The following is a 16,673-nucleotide window of genomic DNA, read 5'->3' on the forward strand; positions in this document are numbered from 1 at the left end:
TGACCAAGTCTTTGAACTCGCTGTGCGCCGGCGGCCCGCCGTTGCGCGGGTCACCCGCCGGTCCCTGCCCGTCTGACAGCGGTATTCCGCGGTCGGTCACCCCGCGCGCGGTGCCACCACGCGCTGCAGCCGGGTCCGTGAGGGGGCGTCGACGGTGGCTCTCTAGGCTCGGGGCGTGCCTGGACCTGCCGAACAGCTCGCCGCGCTCGCCGCCCTGCCCGGGGTCGCCGAGGCCACCACCGCCGCCCGGGAGGCCTGCACCGAGCTGCGCTGGCACCAGGCGCTGCGTCGCCGGATCCCCGAGGCGGCCGCCGAGTCCCGGGTGCGCGGTGCCCGGGCCAGCGCGGCCCTCGAGGGCGCCGAGGTCGACGTGGCGGTGATCCGCGACCTCATGCGCGGCGCCCTCGCGTGGCCCGAGCAGCCCGACCCGGTGGAGCAGGTGCTGCGCGGCGTCGTCCAGGCCACGGCCGAGACCGAGCACGTGCGCGGACTCGTGGCCGGGGCGCCGCTGCAGGCCCTGGCCCGGCTGCACGTCGCCGCCGCGGCCGATCTGGTCGAGCCTGCTCAGCTGGGGCGCCCCCGGACCGCGGGGGAGACCTGCGCCGAGTTCGTCGACCTCGGGCCGGCCCCGGACGCCACCGCCGTGGCGCAACGGCTCGCCGGACTGGTGGAGCTGCTGACGTCCCTGGAGGGTGCGCCTGCCGTCATCGTCGCCGCGGTCGTCCACGCCGAGATCGCCGTGGTCCGACCGTTCGTGCGCGGCAACGGCGCCGTCGCGCGGGCCATGGAGCGCGCCGTCGTCCAGGCCAGTGGCCTGGACCCGACCGGTGTGGCGGTGCCCGAGCTCGGGCACGGCAGCCAGGGCGGGCCGGCCTACCTCGGCGCGCTCACGGCATACAGCACCGGCACCCGCGAAGGGGTGGCGTTGTGGCTGACCCACTGCGCGCAGGCCGTGGTGGCCGGAGCGGCGGAGGGCCAGCGCATCGCCGACGCCGTGCTCGCCGGCCGGCTGGGCTGAGACCCGTTGTGGGAGAAGGTCACCCACCCGGTGGGCTCCAAAGTCAAGACTTTCCTTTGCCAGTGGGGGCGAGTAGACAAGTGGTGAGCCGACGGGCGTGAGCCCGACGACCACCGCGAAAGGCGCGGGCACCCACGCGCGGGCAGTCCACTGATGGACCGATCGTGCCGGGCTTGTCCCGTTGCGACTTCTGAAGATGCACGCCTGGTAACCCGCAACGCTCGCGGTAGATGGCACCTCGTCCGCGAGGTGCCATCGCCTTTTTGCTGTGACTTTTTGGGGCGAGAGTTTGCGCTCTACGTCCCGGTACCCCACTATGGATGTGCGCGCTCCCTTTCGAGGTCGAGCGCGCCAGCGCACCAGCTCCTCCCCCCCGGAGCTTGGCGCGTTGACGGCCCCCGTTGTCCCCCCGACGGGGGCCGTCCCCTTTCTCCATCCGGTTCAGCCGGTTCGGATGCGCGACGGGCCGTCGACGGCGCCCTGCTGCTTCTCCCCCCGACGGGGGCCGTCCCCTTTCTCCATCCAGCTGCATTTCGCACGAATGCGCGACGGGCCGTCGACGGCGCCCTGCTGCTTCTCCCCCCGACGGGGGCCGTCCCCTTTCTCCCTCCGGTTCAGCCAGTTCGGATGCGCGGCAGCCGTTGACGGCGCCCTGCTCCTTCTCCCCCCGACGGGGGCCGTCCCCTTTCTCCATCCGGTTCGGATGCTCGGATGCGGTTGTCCACATGGGTCCCGGCGTTCGTCCCACCATCCACAGGCCCGGCGTCGGCCCTGTCCTGCCGGCGCGTGTCGGCCGAGGCTGGCCGCCATGACCTCAGCACTCGTGATCGGTGTGGTTGCCGGCTCCGGCGGCGTCGGAGCCTCCGTGCTGTCCGCCGCCCTGGCCGTGCGCGCGGCCGCCGCTGGACGGCGCACGGCATGCGTCGATGGCGACCGCCACGGCGGCGGACTGGACGTCACCTTCGGCCTCGAGCAGGAGCCCGGGCTGCGATGGCCCGACCTCGCCGACGCCCGGGGGCGGGTCGACGGACCGCAGCTGGTGCGCCGGCTGCCGACCGTCGACGACGTGGCCGTGGTCTCCTTCGACCGCACCCGCGCGTGCAGCCCGACCGGGGAGGCCTGGACCCAGGTCGTCACCGCCCTGCGGTCCTGTTGCGACCTCGTGGTCCTGGACCTGCCCCGGCCCGGTGACGCGCTGTCCGGTGCCCTGACCCCGCTGGTGGACGCGCTCGTGCTGCTTGCCGGCGACGGGGTGAGGCCGCTTGCGGCTGCCTCCACGGCTGCCGCCGCGCTCGCGGCCGAGCATGAGCACCTCTGGCTTGCCCTGCGCTCCGGTCCCCGCACCGGCGGCCTGGCCGAGTCCGTCGGCGCGGCCCTCGACCTTCCGGTCATCGCGGAGGTGCGCCACGACCCCGGTCTGGACGCGGACCTGCTGCACGGCATACCTCCTGGGTCCCGCGCCCGCGGTGCCCTGGCCCGTGCCGCCGACCACGCGCTGGCCGGGCTGCTGATGCCGGCCGGGAGCAGGCGGGCGTCATGAGGCTCGACGACCCGGTGTGGGAGCAGATCCGTCACGGTCGGCCTCCATCGGCAGCGCTCGTCTCCGACGTGGTGGCCGAGCAGGGGGTGGGGCTCGGTGAGCAGGGGCTGGCGAGCGCCCGCGCCAGCCTCACAGCGCGGGTGCTCGGCGCCGGACCGCTCGAGCCGCTGCTGGCCGACCCCGACGTCACCGACGTCCTCGTCAACGCCTCCTCCGGGGTCTGGGCCGAGCGCGACGGGGAGCTCATGAGGGTGGGCGTGGAGGTCGGTGGCGAGGAGGAGGTGCGGCGCCTCGCCGTGCGCCTGGCCGGGCTGGCGGGTCGCCGCCTGGACGAGACCAGCCCCTGGGTCGACGGCCTGCTCCCCGACGGGGTCCGCCTGCACGCGGTGCTGCCCCCGCTGGCCGTGGATGGCACGCACATCAGCCTGCGCGTGCCCCGCCGGGCGACCCCCACCCTCGCCGAGCTCGGCCGGTGGGGTGCCTTCGATGCGGGCTGGCTGCCGGTGCTGCGGGCGCTGATCCGGACACGGCGCGCGTTCGTCATCAGCGGTGGCACGGGCAGCGGCAAGACGACCCTGCTCGGCGCCCTGCTGGCCGAGGTGCCTGCCCAGGAGCGACTCGTGCTGGTCGAGGACGTGCGCGAGCTGTGCGTCGACCACCCCCACGTGGTGCGGCTGCAGTCCCGCGCCCCCAACGTCGAGGGCCGCGGCGAGGTCACCATGACCACGCTGGTGCGGCAGTCGTTGCGGATGCGCCCGGACCGGGTGGTCGTCGGCGAGGTGCGTGGCGCCGAGGTGCGCGAGCTGCTGACCGCGCTCAACACCGGCCACGAGGGCGGGTGCGGCACGCTGCATGCCAACACCAGCGCCGACGTCGTTGCCCGCTTCGAGGCGCTGGGGGCGCTGGCCGGGATGAGCCCGGCTGCGGTGCACGCCCAGCTGTCCAGTGCGATCGACGTCGTCCTTCACGTGGCGCGGCCTGACAGTGTCCGCCGGCTGCAGACCATCGGCGTGCTCGCGCGCGAGCCGGGGCAGGAGCCGGTGGTGGTCCCCGCCCTCAGCCGGGCCGACGACGGGTCGCCGCGCCCCGAGCGGGGCTGGTCACGGTTGGCCAACCTGTGCGGTCTTGACCCCTCCCGCATTCGCGGCGTCGGTTGCCGGGGTGAGGTGCCTGCGGCGGTTGCGGAGGCCTCGGGGTGGTCGGCATGAGCGTCCTCGTCCCGCTGCTCCTGGCCGCGGCGGTCCTGACGGCGTCGGCGCCAGCCGCGGGTGACCGGCTGTCGGCGCTCTCCGGCCCGGCAGCACAAGCCCGACACACCGTGCGGCGCCTGCGGATCGGTCGTCCAGGGCGTGGTGGCGGCTCCGAGGTGGCGCTCGCCCTCGCGGAGGCGGTCGCCCCGGCGCTGCAGGCCGGGCTGTCTCCGGGGGCGGCGTTGGCGCATGCCGCGCAGGAGCTCGTCTCCGGGCACCTGGCAGCGGGGAGGGCCATCACCGCTGAGCCTGGAGGCGGGCTGAGCCGGCGCGCAGCCCAGGCGGAGGGGGCGTTCGCGCTGTGGGCGGTGGAGGTCCAGGAGGCGGTCCGGGCCGGCGAGCCCGTGTCGTCGCTGCTCCTCCGTGGTGCCAGGAGGCTGGGATCGCCCGAGCTCGCCCTCCTGGCCGAGGCATGGTCTCTGACCGAGGCGACCGGTGGTCCGCTCGCGGACGCGGCGCGCACGACCGCCGGGCTCATCCGCGGTGCCACAGCGCAGCGCCGCCGCCTCACCGCTGCCGTCGCCGGCGCCCGCTCCACGATGAACATCCTGACGGTGCTCCCGCTGGGCGGGCCCCTGCTCGCGATGGCCCTCGGCGTCGACCCGCGGACGCTCTACCTCGGTTCACCGTTGTGCACCGCCTGCCTCGTGCTCGGGGTCCTGCTGGCGTTGGCCGGACGTGCGTGGGTGCGCCGCCTCGTCGCCCAGGCCGTCGAGGGGCCGGTGGTCGCGTGAGCGCGCTCGTGGCGGTCGCCGTGGGTGTGGCCGTGGGGATGTCCGTTCTCATCGCCCCCGGACGCCCTCACCCGTGGCCGCTGCCGCCCACTCCGCCGGGGGCCACTCGGCCCGGGACGCCCTCGCCCAGGCCGGTGACGCTGCCCGTCGTGGCGGACGCGGTCGACCTGCTCGCGCTCGCCCTGCGCGGGGGCGTCGGCGTTGTCCAGGCGCTCGATGCCGTGGCGGATCGTTCGGTCGCCCCGATCGCCCGCCAGCTCCAGACCGTGTCGGCGGCCCTGAGGTGGGGTGTGGACGACCGACAGGCCTGGGCGGTGCTCCCGGGCGCCTGGCAGCCGGCGGCCCGGGCGCTGCGGATGGCCGCCAGCACCGGTGCTGCGCCCGCCGACCTGCTCCACCGGGCCGCCGACGACCTGCGGCGGGCGGAGGAACAGCGCCTCGAGGTCGCCGCCTCCCGGCTGGGGGTCCGGGTCGTCCTGCCCCTGGGCCTGGCGTTTCTGCCTGCCTTTGCGCTCACGACGGTCGTCCCCGTGGTGCTTGCCCTGACCCACCAGATCCTGGGCCGCTGATGGCCCGGTCCACGCCGGACTCCGGCACTCACCGAAGGAGAACGCACATGACATCTTCCGTGGCACGCACGCTCCGGACGCTCCGGACGCTCCGGACGCTCCGGACGCTCCGGCGTCGGAGGCAGCTGGTCGGCCAGGCCGGGATGACCACGGCCGAGTACGCCGTCGGCACCCTGGCCGCCTGCGCCTTCGCGGCCGTCCTCATCGCCGTGGTGCGCTCCGGCGCGATCAAGACGGCCCTGGAGCACCTGATCACCACCGCGCTGGCGATCGCCTCGTGAGCCGGCGGCAGCGACGGCAGGCGGGAATGGTCACGGCCGAGCTGGCCGTGGCGCTTCCTGCCGTCGTTGCCGTCCTGGCCGTGTGCCTCTGGGCCTTCGGGGCCGCCGTGGACCAGGTCCGCTGCGTCGACGCCGCCCGGGCCGCAGCCCGCGCGGCCGCCCGGGGTGAGGCCGGCGGCAGCGTCGACGCCCTGGTCCGCCGCGAGGCACCCACCGGGTCCTCGAGCTCGGTCACCGTCAGTGGCACCGACCTGACCGTGGTCGTCCTCGCGCCGGAGCGGCGGCTCGCCGGCCTCGTGCCGTTGGGCTTCCGGGCCAAGGCCTCGGCGACGGCGGCGCGGGAGCAGACGGGGCAGGAGCCGTGAACCGTGGTGAGCACAGTGGTCGCGTGATGGCGGAGAGAGTGAGGGGCGCTGCGGCGCCCGCACCGGCCCGCACCGACGTCGCCCGGCGACCTCAGGGGGAGCGTGGGTCAGGCACGGTCCTGGCCCTCGCGATGGTGATGGTCCTGTGCCTGCTCGCCACGTCGGCGGCGGTGCTCTCGTCGGCCGTCGTGGCCAGTCACCGCGCCCGCTCCGCGGCCGACCTCGCCGCCCTCGCGGCCGCGACCTCGTGGCTCGACGGGATCAGCGCGGGGAGCACGTGCGCCACGGCGGCGCGGGTTGCCGCAGCCAACGGCGCCGCGCTGTCCGGCTGCGCCCCGGCCGGGGAGTCCGTGACCGTCGTCGTAAGGGTGCGGCCCGGCCTGGGCCCGATACCTGCCGCGGCCGCGCGCGCCCGGGCCGGGCCCGCGCCCGACGAGGACGCGGTCAGCCCGTGACGGGCGCGACTGCCGGAGCCGCCCGTGCCGGGCGGCCGTGCGGGGGTCGGACTACTCGACGCGGTGGTCGGCGGGACGCTCCGCCGTGCGGGGGTCGGACTACTCGACGCGGTGGTCGGCGGGACGCTCCGCCGTGAGGGTGTCGTCTGCGATGGGGCGGGTCTCGTCCGTGACCCCGTCACGGGCCCGGTCGTGGTGCGCCGAGCGGATGGGCGTGGCCGTGGCGCCCTGGTCGGCGCGGGCCCGCGCCGCTGCCGCCTCCTCCTCCGCGGCGGCCTGGTCCCTGCGGAGCTGGCGCAGCTCAATGCGGCGCGCGGCCTTGCGGCGCAGGCTCGAGGAGACCATCCACAGCCCGAGGACGAGCAGGAGCAGGGCTGCGGAGCCGGCGAGGAACATCGCCAGCGGCGTGACCTCGACGCTCACCCCGGCGGCGCTGAGGTGGATGCTGGCCGAGCTCGACCCGGTGGCGGCCGTGGCGAAGGCGACCGCGCCGACGGCGATGACGATGAGGATCAGGCCGATGAGGATCATGGGGTGGGCCTCCAGGGGTCAGGGTCCGTGGCAGTGACCCTAGCCCTCCCGGGCCGCTCAGGCCCGTCAGCGGTCGGTCGAGCTGTCCAGGACCGCCTCGAGCAGCGCCACCGCACGGGCCTTGTCGAGGGGCTCGTTGCCGTTGCCGCACTTGGGCGACTGCACGCACGACGGGCACCCCGTGGCGCACTCGCACGCCGCGATGGCGTCCCGGGTCGCCGCCAGCCAGGTGCGCACCGCCTCGAACCCACGCTCGGCGAAGCCCGCCCCACCCGGGTGGCCGTCGTAGACCAGGATCGTCGGCAGGCCGGTGTCCGGGTGCAGGGCCGTGGACACCCCGCCGATGTCCCACCGGTCCGAGGTCGCCACCAGCGGCAGCATGCCGATCGCAGCGTGCTCGGCGGCGTGCGCTGCCCCGGGGATGTCGACCTCCGCGATGCCCACGGCCTCCAGCACGTCCTCGGGCACCGTCCACCACACCGCCTTGGTGCGCAGGGTGCGCTCGGGCAGGTCCAGCGGGTGCTCGCCCAGCACCTCACCGGAGGGCAGCCGGCGCAGGAACGACGTCACCTGGGTGCGGACCTCGACCGAGCCGAAGCACACCTGCACCGCGCCCCATTCGGTGCGGCGCTCGACCTCGCCGATGTCGAACGCGCTGACCGACCGCGCCTGCGTCGACCACCCCGGGTCGCCCTCGACCACCAGGGCCACCGACTCCGCGAGGTCGAGGGAGGTGACGACGAACGTCCGGCCCTGGTGCACGTAGACCGCGCCGGTGTGCACGCTGGAGTGGGCCGCCGTCCCGTCGACGGTGCCCAGCACCCGCCCGCTGCCGCGCTCCACGATCCGGACCACCGGCTCGCCGGTCCCGCGCAGGGACACGTGGTCTCCGGCGCGGTCCGGGCGCGCCCAGAACCACCCCGTGGGCCGCCGCCGCAGGATCCCGCGGGCCACCAGGGTGTCCAGCAGCGGGCCCATGGTCGCGCCGAACCACACCTCGTCCTCCGGCGTCAGCGGCAGCTCCGCCGCGGCCGCCGCGAGGTGTGGCGCCAGGACGTAGGGGTTCTCGGGGTCGAGCACGGCGGCCTCGACAGGCCGCTCGAACAACGCCTCCGGATGGTGCACGAGGTAGGTGTCCAACGGGTCGTCGCCGGCGACCATGACCGCCAGCGAGGAGGAGCCCGACCGCCCGGCGCGCCCCGCCTGCTGCCACAGCGACGCCCGCGTCCCGGGCCAGCCCGCGAGCAGCACGGCGTCCAGCCCGCTCACGTCGATGCCGAGCTCGAGGGCGTTGGTCGCCGCCAGCCCCATGACGTCCCCCCGGCGAAGGGCGCGCTCCAGGGCCCGCCGTTCCTCGGGCAGATAGCCCCCGCGGTATGCCGCGACGGCACCCTCCAGCCCCGCGTCCACCTCCGCCAGGGAGCGGCGCGCGCTCGCGGCCACGGTCTCGACGCCGACCCGCGACCGGGCGAACGCCACCGTCTGCACGCCCGCGCTGACCAGGTCGGCGAGGAGGTCGGCGGTCTCGGCGACGGCGCTGCGCCGGTGCGGGGCGTCGTGCTCCCCGCCGCCGGGCACCAGGCCCGGCTCCCAGAGCCCGAAGGTCATCGCCTCCCGGGGTGAGCCGTCGCGCACGACCGGCCGGACCGGCATACCGACCAGGCGCGTGGCCTGACCGGCCGGGTCGGCGACGGTCGCGGACGCGAGGATGAACGTCGGGTCGGCGCCGTAGCGGGCCGCGACGCGGCGCAGCCGGCGCAGCAGCGCCGCCAGGTGCGAGCCGAAGATCCCCCGGTAGACGTGGCACTCGTCGATCACGACGTAGCGCAGGGCGCGCAGGAAGGGCGCCCAGCGCTGGTGCCCGGGCAGCAGCGAGTGGTGGATGAGGTCGGGGTTGGTCAGGACGTACTGCGCGTGGTCCCGGATCCAGCGCCGCTCGTCCGGCGGGGTGTCCCCGTCGTAGGTCGCCGCCCGGACACCCGGCACGGCCAGGGCGTTCAGCCGGGCCAGCTGGTCGGCCGCCAGCGCCTTGGTGGGGGAGAGGTAGAGCGCGGTCGCCCCGCGGCCGCTGGCGGCGGTGGAGCCGTCCACGACGTCGGAGAGCACCGGCAGCAGGTAGCCCAGGCTCTTGCCCGAGGCGGTACCGGTGGAGATGACGACGTGCTCGCCGTCGTGGGCGGCGTCGGCGGCCTCACGCTGGTGCGCCCACAACCCCGTGATCCCCCCTGAGGCGAAGGCCGAGTAGACCGCCGGGTGCGCCCACTCGGGCCAGTCGGCCCGCACCTCGGGGCGCGCCGGGACGGTGTGGACGTGCACCAACCGCTCGCTGCGGCGGCCCGCGGAGAGCCGCTGGAGCGTCCCGACCGGGTCGAAGCCCGCGGGGACGGCACGGGAGAGGGCGGGCTCGGACATCGCTCCTACGGTATGCCGCGGCAGTGGCCCGGCACCGCCCCGAGGTATGACAAACCGGATCTTCGTGTCCCCGTGATTGTCACAACGCTAGTCTTGGCGCACCTCTGGGCCGCAGAATCATGTGGTCACTACCGCGCAGTGAGGAGCACGCTCGTGGACTTGTCGATCTCCAGTGCCGAACGCGGGGCGGTCACCGTGGTGCATGTGGGCGGCGAGATCGACGTCTACACCGCGCCGACCTTGCGTGAGCGCCTCGACGAGCAGATCAAGTCGGGGCACACCCATCTCGTCGTCGACCTCAGCGGCGTGACCTTCATGGACTCCACCGGTCTGGGCGTCCTCGTCGGCCGCCTGAAGTCGGTGCGTGCCCAGGACGGCTCGCTGCGCCTGGTCTGCTCCGCGGACCGCATCCTCAAGGTCTTCGCGATCACCGGCCTGGACAAGGTGTTCCAGATCTTCGGCTCGGTCGACGACGCCGTCGGCGCCCACGCCTGAGCCGCGACCGACCCCGGCACTGCTTCCCGTCAGCCCGGGATCCCTTGCGAACGCAGGGATCCCGGGCTGACTGCTGCCCGGTCCGGCCGACTGCGTCCCACGCCGCGCGGACCTTGGTCCCCACCTTTGGCGGGGTCGCCGCATACCCTGACCGGGCACGTGACGCCGGTCACAGCTTTCTCCGGTTGGGTGTGATGTGGGTCACGGGTACGCTCACGCGCGTCGCCCCACGGGTTTGGGTGGGCTGACGCCGCACGCAGGCGAGTTCCGCTGTTCCCTGACAAGGAGGATGGAATGCCCGGCCTCATCCGAGCCGCCGACGCGACAACGCTGTCGCTCTCCGGCACGAACCTCACACTGGTCATCGTCGTGGCCGCGATCGCGGTCGTGGCGCTGGTCATGGGGGTCACCTTCCGGCAACAGGTGCTCGCCGCTGATCCCGGCACCGAGAGCATGCAGACCATCGGCGACGCCGTGGAGGAGGGGGCGCAGGCCTACCTCGCGCGGCAGTTCAAGACGCTGAGCGTCTTCGTCGTCGTGGTCTTCGTCCTGCTCCTGGCGTTGCCCGCCGACAGCGCCGGCGTGCGATGGGGCCGCTCCGGCTTCTTCGTCCTCGGCGCGGTGTTCTCGGCGGCGATCGGCTACCTGGGCATGAGCCTGGCCGTGAAGGCCAACGTCCGGGTGGCCTCGGCCGCCCGCGGTGGCGACCGTGACGAGGGCATGCGCATCGCCTTCCGCACCGGCGGCGTCGTCGGCATGGCCACGGTCGGCCTGGGCCTGATCGGGGCCGCCACCGTCGTCCTGGTCTACAAGGGTGACGCGCCCAAGGTGCTCGAGGGCTTCGGCTTCGGTGCCGCGCTGCTCGCGATGTTCATGCGTGTCGGTGGCGGCATCTTCACCAAGGCCGCCGACGTCGGCGCCGACCTGGTCGGCAAGGTCGAGGCCGGCATCCCCGAGGACGACCCGCGCAACGCCGCGACGATCGCCGACAACGTCGGCGACAACGTCGGTGACTGCGCCGGCATGGCCGCGGACCTGTTCGAGTCGTATGCCGTGACGCTGGTCGCCGCGCTCATCCTCGGCAAGGCCGCCTTCGGCGCCCACGGCCTGGTGTTCCCGCTCATCGTCCCCGCGATCGGGGCCCTGACCGCGGTCCTGGGTGTCTTCATCACCCGCACCCGCGCCGGCGAGAGCGGCCTGGTCGCCATCAACCGGGGCTTCTACATCTCGGCGTTCGTCTCGGCCGTGCTCTCGGCCATCGCCGCGTTCCTCTACCTGCCGTCGTCCTTCTCCGACCTGCAGGGCCTGCCCACGGGGGCCAACGGCGCGCCCAACGAGATCCTGGCCCACGGCGGCGACCCGCGCCTCGTCGCCACACTGGCGGTCTGGCTCGGCATCGTGCTGGCCGCGGTCATCCTCTGGCTCACCGGCCACTTCACCGGCACCGACAAGCGCCCCACCCAGGACGTCGCCCGCACCTCGCTGACCGGCGCGGCCACCGTGGTGCTCTCGGGTATCGGCCTCGGCCTGGAGTCCGCGGTCTACGCCGCGGTCATCATCGGCGCCGCGGTCTACCTGGCCTTCCTGCTCGGTGGCGGTGCCATCGCCCTGTCGCTGTTCCTCATCGCCCTGGCCGGCTGCGGCCTGCTGACCACCGTCGGCGTCATCGTGGCCATGGACACCTTCGGCCCGGTCAGCGACAACGCCCAGGGCATCGCCGAGATGTCCGGTGACGTCGACGGCGAGGGCGCCCAGATCCTCACCGAGCTCGACGCCGTGGGCAACACCACCAAGGCGATCACCAAGGGCATCGCCATCGCCACGGCCGTGCTGGCCGCCACGGCCCTGTTCGGGTCCTACAGCGACGCCTGGCAGACCGAGCTGACGCGGATGATCACGGCGCGCGAGATCACCCAGACGCCGAGCAAGGCCGTCCAGCTGATGTTCGACCTGCAGGTCGTCACCCCGAGCACCCTGGTCGGCCTGATCATCGGCGCCGCCGTCGTGTTCATGTTCTCCGGCCTGGCGATCAACGCCGTGACCCGCGCCGCCGGCGCCATCGTCTTCGAGGTGCGCCGCCAGTTCCGCGAGCACCCCGGGATCATGGCCGGCACCGAGAAGCCGGAGTACGGCCGCGTCGTCGACATCTGCACCAAGGACTCCCTGCGCGAGCTGGCCACCCCCGGCCTGCTGGCGGCGATGGCACCGGTGGCGGTCGGCTTCGGCCTGGGCATCGGCCCGCTCGCCGGCTACCTCGCCGGCGCCATCGGCGCGGGCGTGCTCATGGCGGTGTTCCTGGCCAACTCCGGTGGCGCGTGGGACAACGCGAAGAAGATCGTCGAGGACGGCAACTACGGCGGCAAGGGCAGCGACGCCCACGCGGCGACCGTCATCGGCGACACCGTCGGCGACCCGTTCAAGGACACGGCCGGCCCGGCGATCAACCCGCTGATCAAGGTGATGAACCTCGTGTCGGTCCTCATCGCGCCGGCCATCGTGCAGCTGACGATCGGCTCCAGCGCCAACCCGGCGATCCGCTACGGCATCGCCGGGGTCGCGGCGCTCGTCGCCATCGGCGCCATCATGGTGTCCAAGCGCCGCGACATCTCGATCGCGGGCGGGGACGACACCGGTGGCACGCCGACGGTGGAGCAGCCGCCCGCCACGGTCTCAGCCACCGCGGACTGAGCCACACGGCATACCAGCCAGTCGTATTCGCGGCCGGTCACCCGGGAGGGTGGCTGGCCGCGGTGCGTGGGGCGAGGGGGTGTCAGGGGCGGGTCCGGTCGCGGGCCAGGACCGCGACGGGCACGACGAACCAGCTGATGAGGAAGACGACCAGCACGGCGGTGGCGACGGCGACGGCCACGCCCCGACCGAGCACGACGTCGAAGACCAGCAGGATGACGGCACCCACCGTGAGGGCGAGCGCGACCAGGCCGGCCTTGGCGAAGCGGTTCGCGGTCTCCACGAGGACCTGCTTGCGGTGCTTGTGGAACAGCAGGCGGTGCGAGCTGACGGGGGCGATCAGCAGCGCGATGGCGGTCACGCCGAGGATCACCGCGGTGAGGTAGATGCCCTTCTCCACGGCGTCGAGGCGCGCGAAGCGCTGCTGGAAGGGGAGCGTGAGCAGGAAGCCGGTCAGGATCTGGACACCGGTCTGGGTGACCCGCAGCTCCTGCAGCAGCTCGTCCCAGTTGCGGTCGGCGCGCTGGGTCGGGGTCTCGCCGGGCCGGGCGTCGTCGGAGGAGTCGGTGGCGCTGCTCATGCGCCGCAGCCTGCCACGACCTCGGGTTGTTTAGGCCGCTTGCGAGCGGGGTAACGACCTCCAGCCGGGGTGCCGAGCGACTGGGCACGGTACCCCGGACCAAGGCGGGGGTTGTCCGACGTGCCCCGGTTTTGGCGGGGTTGTGCCCGGTACCCCATCCGTGTTCTAGTGACCGAACGACAGGTCCAGAAGCGGTGCCATGTCTCCACGTTCGGATGAACGGGCGTCATATGACATCGCAGGCCGCTTCACCCTCCTCCGCAGCAGACATCGGCCCGCCGGTCGCCGGTTCGGCCGCCCCCGAGCTGGAGCAGCCGGAGCTCGTCGTTCCGGACCCGGCCGGGTCCGAGCTCGCCGAAGCCGCGGTCGACGCGGCGATCGAGGCCGCGGTCGAGGCGGCGCCGACCCGCAACGACCAGACCCTGCAGCTGCTCCTGGACGCCTCGCAGGCGGTCTGCCCCGAGGAGCGCACCCGCCTGCTGGACGAGGCGTTCCTGCTCAACATCGGCACCGCCGAGGGCATCGCCTCGCGCTACCGCGGGCGCGGCGTGGACTGGGAGGACCTGCTCCAGGTCGCCTACGTGGGCCTGGTCAAGGCGGTCCGGGGCTTCCGCGCCGAGGAGGGGGCCAGCTTCCTGGCCTATGCCAACCCGACGATCTCGGGGGAGATCAAGCGCCACTTCCGTGACTTCGCCTGGACGGTCCGCCCGCCGCGGCGGATCCAGGAGCTGCAGGGGGCCGTCCAGGGGGTCGAGCCCGAGCTGGTGCAGTCGCTGGGTCGTCCTGCCACTGCCTCCGAGCTGGCTCATGCCCTGGCTGTCGACCTGCTGGAGCTGCGCGAGGCCCTGACCGTCGAGGGGTGCTTCGCGCCGCTGTCCCTGGACGCCCCCGCCCACGCCGAGGCGGGCGCCACCCTGGGCGACCTCGTGCCGGACGTCACCGACGAGTTCGAGCGGATCGACCGGCTGCAGACCCTGGTGCCGGTGATCACCGCGCTCACCCCGCGCGAGCGGCAGATCCTGGTCATGCGGTTCGTCCGCGGGCTCACGCAGGCCGAGATCGGGGCCGAGCTCGGGGTCAGCCAGATGCAGGTCTCCCGGCTGCTGCGTGACCTGCTGCGGCGGTTGCGCGACGCGCTGGTGACGGTCGAGGACGTCGACGCCGAGGGCCCGGAGGCCCTTTCCGCCCTGGACTGAACCGGGCATACCGGACAGGTCGGGCGCGGCGCTGGCGCGCGGCGCGCCTGCTGGTGCATCTTGTTCCCACCCCCTGCCCTTCCAGGATTCGAGGAGGACGTCGCGTGGACGCGTCGTTCGCGGCGGATTTCGCCGAGATGGCCCGCCGTATGCACCAGGAGAAGGACGTCGACGAGACGGTCGAGAAGGTGGCGCAGTTCGCCAAGGAGGCCCTGGCCTGCGACTGCGCCGGCGTGATGCTGGTCCACGGTGGCAAGGACATCGAGACCTCCGCCACGACCGACCCGTTGGTGGACAAAGCCGACCAGCTGCAGATGCAGTGCGGCGAGGGTCCGTGCCTGGAGGCCATCTGGGACCACGACACCTTCGTCATCCACGACACCACCACCGAGGAGCGCTGGCACGACTGGTGCCGGCAGGTCGCCGGTCTCGGCGTGCGCAGCGTGCTCAGCCTGCGGCTGTTCACCCACAACAACACCATGGGTGCGCTCAACCTGTATGCCGTGGAGCCGGGTCGCTTCGACGAGGAGGACGTCGCGGTCGCGACGATCTTCGCCGGGCACGCGTCCGTGGCGCTGGCGTCGGCCCGCAACGAGTCGAGCCTGCGCAAGGCCGTCGACGCGCGGCACCTCATCGGCCAGGCCCAGGGCATCCTCATGGAGCGCTTCAACCTCAACGCCGACCAGGCGTTCTCGATCCTGCGGCGCTACTCCCAGGACCGGAACATGAAGCTGCGGGCGGTCGCCGAGCAGATGGTGGAGCTGCGCCAGCTCCCCACCTGAGCCGCGGCACCGGCCGCGCGAGGGTGGGGACCCCGGAGGGGCCGTCCCTGCGTGGCCGGCCCCGCACGGCATACCCGTGCGGGGTGGCGACGTGCACGAGAGGGCCGTCCGGGGTACCAACCCCTCATGCGCCTGCGTCGTAGCAAGCCCGACGGACCCGGCCTGCGCCGCCTCCGTCGGGGTCGGGGGTTCTCCTACGTGGACGTCGCCGGGCAGCCGGTGGTCCGCGAGGTGCGCGAGCGGATCTCGGGCCTAGCGATCCCGCCGGCCTGGCGGGACGTGTGGATCTGCCCGTGGCCCAACGGCCACATCCAGGCGGTGGGCGTCGACGACGCCGGGCGGCGCCAGTACCTGTACCACGAGGCCTGGCACGCCAGCCGCAACCAGGCCAAGCACCTGCGCGTGCTGACCCTGGCGCAGGGGATCCACCGGGTGCGCGAGGCCGTCGAGGCCGACCTGACGGCCCGGGCGCTGGGCCGCGAGCGGGTGCTCGGCGTAGCGCTGCGGATGCTCGACTACGGCGTCTTTCGCACCGGCGGGGAGACCTATGCCACGGAGAACGGCACCCACGGGGTGGCGACCCTGCTGCGCGAGCACGTCGTCCTGCGCCGCGGCGAGGTCGTCTTCGAGTACGTCGCCAAGGGCGGGCTGCAGCGGTCGGTGAGTCTGCGCGACGAGCCGCTGGCCGCGGCGATCCGGTCCCTGCGGCGGGCAGCCTGCGACAGCGACCGGCTGCTCGTCTACCGCGAGGGCCGCACCTGGCGCGAGGTCCACGCCGAGGACATCAACGCCCGGTTCAAGGAGCTCGCCGGGGAGGACTACACGGTCAAGGACCTGCGCACCTGGCGGGCCACCGTCGTCGCCGCGGTCGCCCTGGCCCGGGCCGAGGCGCCCAGCTCCAAGGCCGCGCGGACCCGGGCCGAGCGGGCGGCGATGGAGGTCGTCGCGGAGGAGCTGGGCAACACCCCGGCGGTGGCCCGCCGCTCCTACGTCGACCCGCGGGTGATCGAGCACTTCGGCGCGGGGCGCACCATCGCCGCCGCGCTGGAGCGGCTCGAGGACGACGACCTCATGGACCCCGCCGTGCGTCGCCGCGTGGAGCGGGCCGTCATCGCCCTGCTGGAGGCCCAGGCGGGCGGCTGAGGAGGGGGCGCCGCCGGGCGGGGCACCGTTTGTCTCGCGGCGGCTCGGGTACCTGTGGCGTGGGCGAGGTGGCCGCCGCGCCCTTTCCCTGGCGACGGAGGTAGTCCCATGTCGACGGACGCGATCGTGCTGCTCAAGGAGGACCACAAGGAGGTCCGCAAGCTCTTCCGGGAGTTCGAGAAGGCCGGTGACGGCGCGACCGTCCGCAAGGGTGAGGTCGTCACGAAGATCATCGAGCTGCTGACGATCCACACCTACCTCGAGAACGAGGTGATGTACCCCGAGGTCCGAAAGCTGCTGCCAGGGCTCGAGGACGACGTCCTGGAGTCCTATGAGGAGCACCACGTGGCCGACGTCCTGTGCATGGAGCTGTGGTCGATGAAGCCCGAGGACGAGCGCTTCGACGCCAAGACCACGGTGCTGATCGAGTCCGTCACCCACCACATGGACGAGGAGGAGCAGGACTGGTTCCCCAAGGTCCGCGAAGGCCTCGGGCGCAAGCAGCTGCAGGAGCTCGGGGCGACGATGCTCGAGAAGAAGAAGAGCGCCCCGACCAAGCCCACCTCACCGAAGGCGCTGAAGAAGGCGATGGACGCCGTCATGGCGTGAGCCTGGCGAACCGGTCATGCCGGCC

General features: G+C 73.6%; 17 protein-coding genes. 14 read left to right on the forward strand and 3 right to left on the reverse strand.

Annotation, left to right across the window (positions count from 1 at the left end):
• The first annotated feature begins 175 nt into the window (after positions 1-175).
• The 8 genes from AC3ANM_RS13325 to AC3ANM_RS13360 all read left to right on the forward strand — a co-directional run bounded on the left by AC3ANM_RS13325 (position 176) and on the right by AC3ANM_RS13360 (position 6,212).
• Positions 176-1,018: a Fic family protein gene (locus AC3ANM_RS13325; protein WP_488284898.1), complete on the forward strand. Its 843-nt coding sequence runs from the start codon at positions 176-178 to the stop codon at positions 1,016-1,018.
• A gap of 808 nt (positions 1,019-1,826) precedes the next feature.
• Positions 1,827-2,558 (forward strand): septum site-determining protein Ssd, encoded by a 732-nt coding sequence (gene ssd / locus AC3ANM_RS13330; RefSeq protein WP_488284899.1) that lies wholly within the window; start codon positions 1,827-1,829, stop codon positions 2,556-2,558.
• Positions 2,555-3,766 (forward strand): TadA family conjugal transfer-associated ATPase, encoded by a 1,212-nt coding sequence (locus AC3ANM_RS13335; RefSeq protein ID WP_488284900.1) that lies wholly within the window; start codon positions 2,555-2,557, stop codon positions 3,764-3,766. Before ssd ends, AC3ANM_RS13335 begins: the two co-directional genes overlap by 4 nt.
• Positions 3,763-4,542, forward strand: a complete 780-nt coding sequence (locus AC3ANM_RS13340) for a type II secretion system F family protein (RefSeq protein WP_488284901.1) — start codon at positions 3,763-3,765, stop codon at positions 4,540-4,542. The genes AC3ANM_RS13335 and AC3ANM_RS13340 overlap by 4 nt, the downstream gene beginning before the upstream one ends.
• A 134-nt stretch (positions 4,543-4,676) precedes the next feature.
• Entirely contained in the window at positions 4,677-5,111 is a 435-nt protein-coding gene (locus tag AC3ANM_RS13345; protein WP_488284902.1) for a type II secretion system F family protein, read from the forward strand.
• 47 nt (positions 5,112-5,158) lie between these two features.
• Positions 5,159-5,392, forward strand: a complete 234-nt coding sequence (locus tag AC3ANM_RS13350) for a DUF4244 domain-containing protein (RefSeq protein ID WP_488284903.1) — start codon at positions 5,159-5,161, stop codon at positions 5,390-5,392.
• A gap of 26 nt (positions 5,393-5,418) precedes the next feature.
• The gene (locus AC3ANM_RS13355) at positions 5,419-5,757 is read left to right on the forward strand and encodes a TadE family type IV pilus minor pilin (protein WP_488284904.1); all 339 of its coding nucleotides are present in this window, start codon (positions 5,419-5,421) and stop codon (positions 5,755-5,757) included.
• Positions 5,758-5,783: 26 nt separating this feature from the next.
• A complete protein-coding gene (locus tag AC3ANM_RS13360; protein WP_488284905.1) occupies positions 5,784-6,212 on the forward strand; it encodes an Rv3654c family TadE-like protein in 429 nt (142 codons plus the stop codon).
• Between the two features lie 99 nt (positions 6,213-6,311).
• On the opposite strand, the gene AC3ANM_RS13365 is transcribed toward AC3ANM_RS13360, so the two are convergent.
• Together AC3ANM_RS13365 and AC3ANM_RS13370 are read right to left on the reverse strand one after the other, a co-directional pair.
• The gene (locus AC3ANM_RS13365) at positions 6,312-6,743 is read right to left on the reverse strand and encodes a hypothetical protein (RefSeq protein WP_488284906.1); all 432 of its coding nucleotides are present in this window, start codon (positions 6,741-6,743) and stop codon (positions 6,312-6,314) included.
• Between the two features lie 66 nt (positions 6,744-6,809).
• Complete coding sequence (locus AC3ANM_RS13370; RefSeq protein WP_488284907.1) at positions 6,810-9,155, reverse strand: DEAD/DEAH box helicase; 2,346 nt, start codon at positions 9,153-9,155, stop codon at positions 6,810-6,812.
• Between the two features lie 153 nt (positions 9,156-9,308).
• Here AC3ANM_RS13370 and AC3ANM_RS13375 point away from each other — a divergent pair, with 153 nt between their 5' ends.
• Positions 9,309-9,650 (forward strand): STAS domain-containing protein, encoded by a 342-nt coding sequence (locus AC3ANM_RS13375; protein ID WP_488284908.1) that lies wholly within the window; start codon positions 9,309-9,311, stop codon positions 9,648-9,650.
• 294 nt (positions 9,651-9,944) lie between these two features.
• The gene (locus AC3ANM_RS13380) at positions 9,945-12,338 is read left to right on the forward strand and encodes a sodium-translocating pyrophosphatase (protein WP_488284909.1); all 2,394 of its coding nucleotides are present in this window, start codon (positions 9,945-9,947) and stop codon (positions 12,336-12,338) included.
• Positions 12,339-12,420: 82 nt separating this feature from the next.
• Here the strand turns inward: AC3ANM_RS13380 and AC3ANM_RS13385 are convergent, their stop codons facing one another.
• On the reverse strand, positions 12,421-12,918 hold the full coding sequence (locus AC3ANM_RS13385) for a DUF6328 family protein (protein WP_488284910.1): 498 nt from the start codon (positions 12,916-12,918) through the stop codon (positions 12,421-12,423).
• A 230-nt stretch (positions 12,919-13,148) separates the two neighbouring features.
• Between AC3ANM_RS13385 and AC3ANM_RS13390 the strand changes: the two genes are divergently transcribed.
• The 4 genes from AC3ANM_RS13390 to AC3ANM_RS13405 all read left to right on the forward strand — a co-directional run bounded on the left by AC3ANM_RS13390 (position 13,149) and on the right by AC3ANM_RS13405 (position 16,648).
• Positions 13,149-14,114, forward strand: a complete 966-nt coding sequence (locus AC3ANM_RS13390) for a sigma-70 family RNA polymerase sigma factor (protein WP_488284911.1) — start codon at positions 13,149-13,151, stop codon at positions 14,112-14,114.
• A gap of 104 nt (positions 14,115-14,218) precedes the next feature.
• Positions 14,219-14,896, forward strand: a complete 678-nt coding sequence (locus AC3ANM_RS13395; RefSeq protein ID WP_488284912.1) for an ANTAR domain-containing protein — start codon at positions 14,219-14,221, stop codon at positions 14,894-14,896.
• 126 nt (positions 14,897-15,022) lie between these two features.
• Entirely contained in the window at positions 15,023-16,039 is a 1,017-nt protein-coding gene (locus AC3ANM_RS13400) for a DNA topoisomerase IB (RefSeq protein WP_488284913.1), read from the forward strand.
• Positions 16,040-16,147: 108 nt separating this feature from the next.
• The gene (locus tag AC3ANM_RS13405) at positions 16,148-16,648 is read left to right on the forward strand and encodes a hemerythrin domain-containing protein (protein WP_488284914.1); all 501 of its coding nucleotides are present in this window, start codon (positions 16,148-16,150) and stop codon (positions 16,646-16,648) included.
• Positions 16,649-16,673 lie beyond the last annotated feature (25 nt).

The sequence above is a fragment of the Oryzihumus sp. JJN4-3R genome, assembly GCF_057747915.1.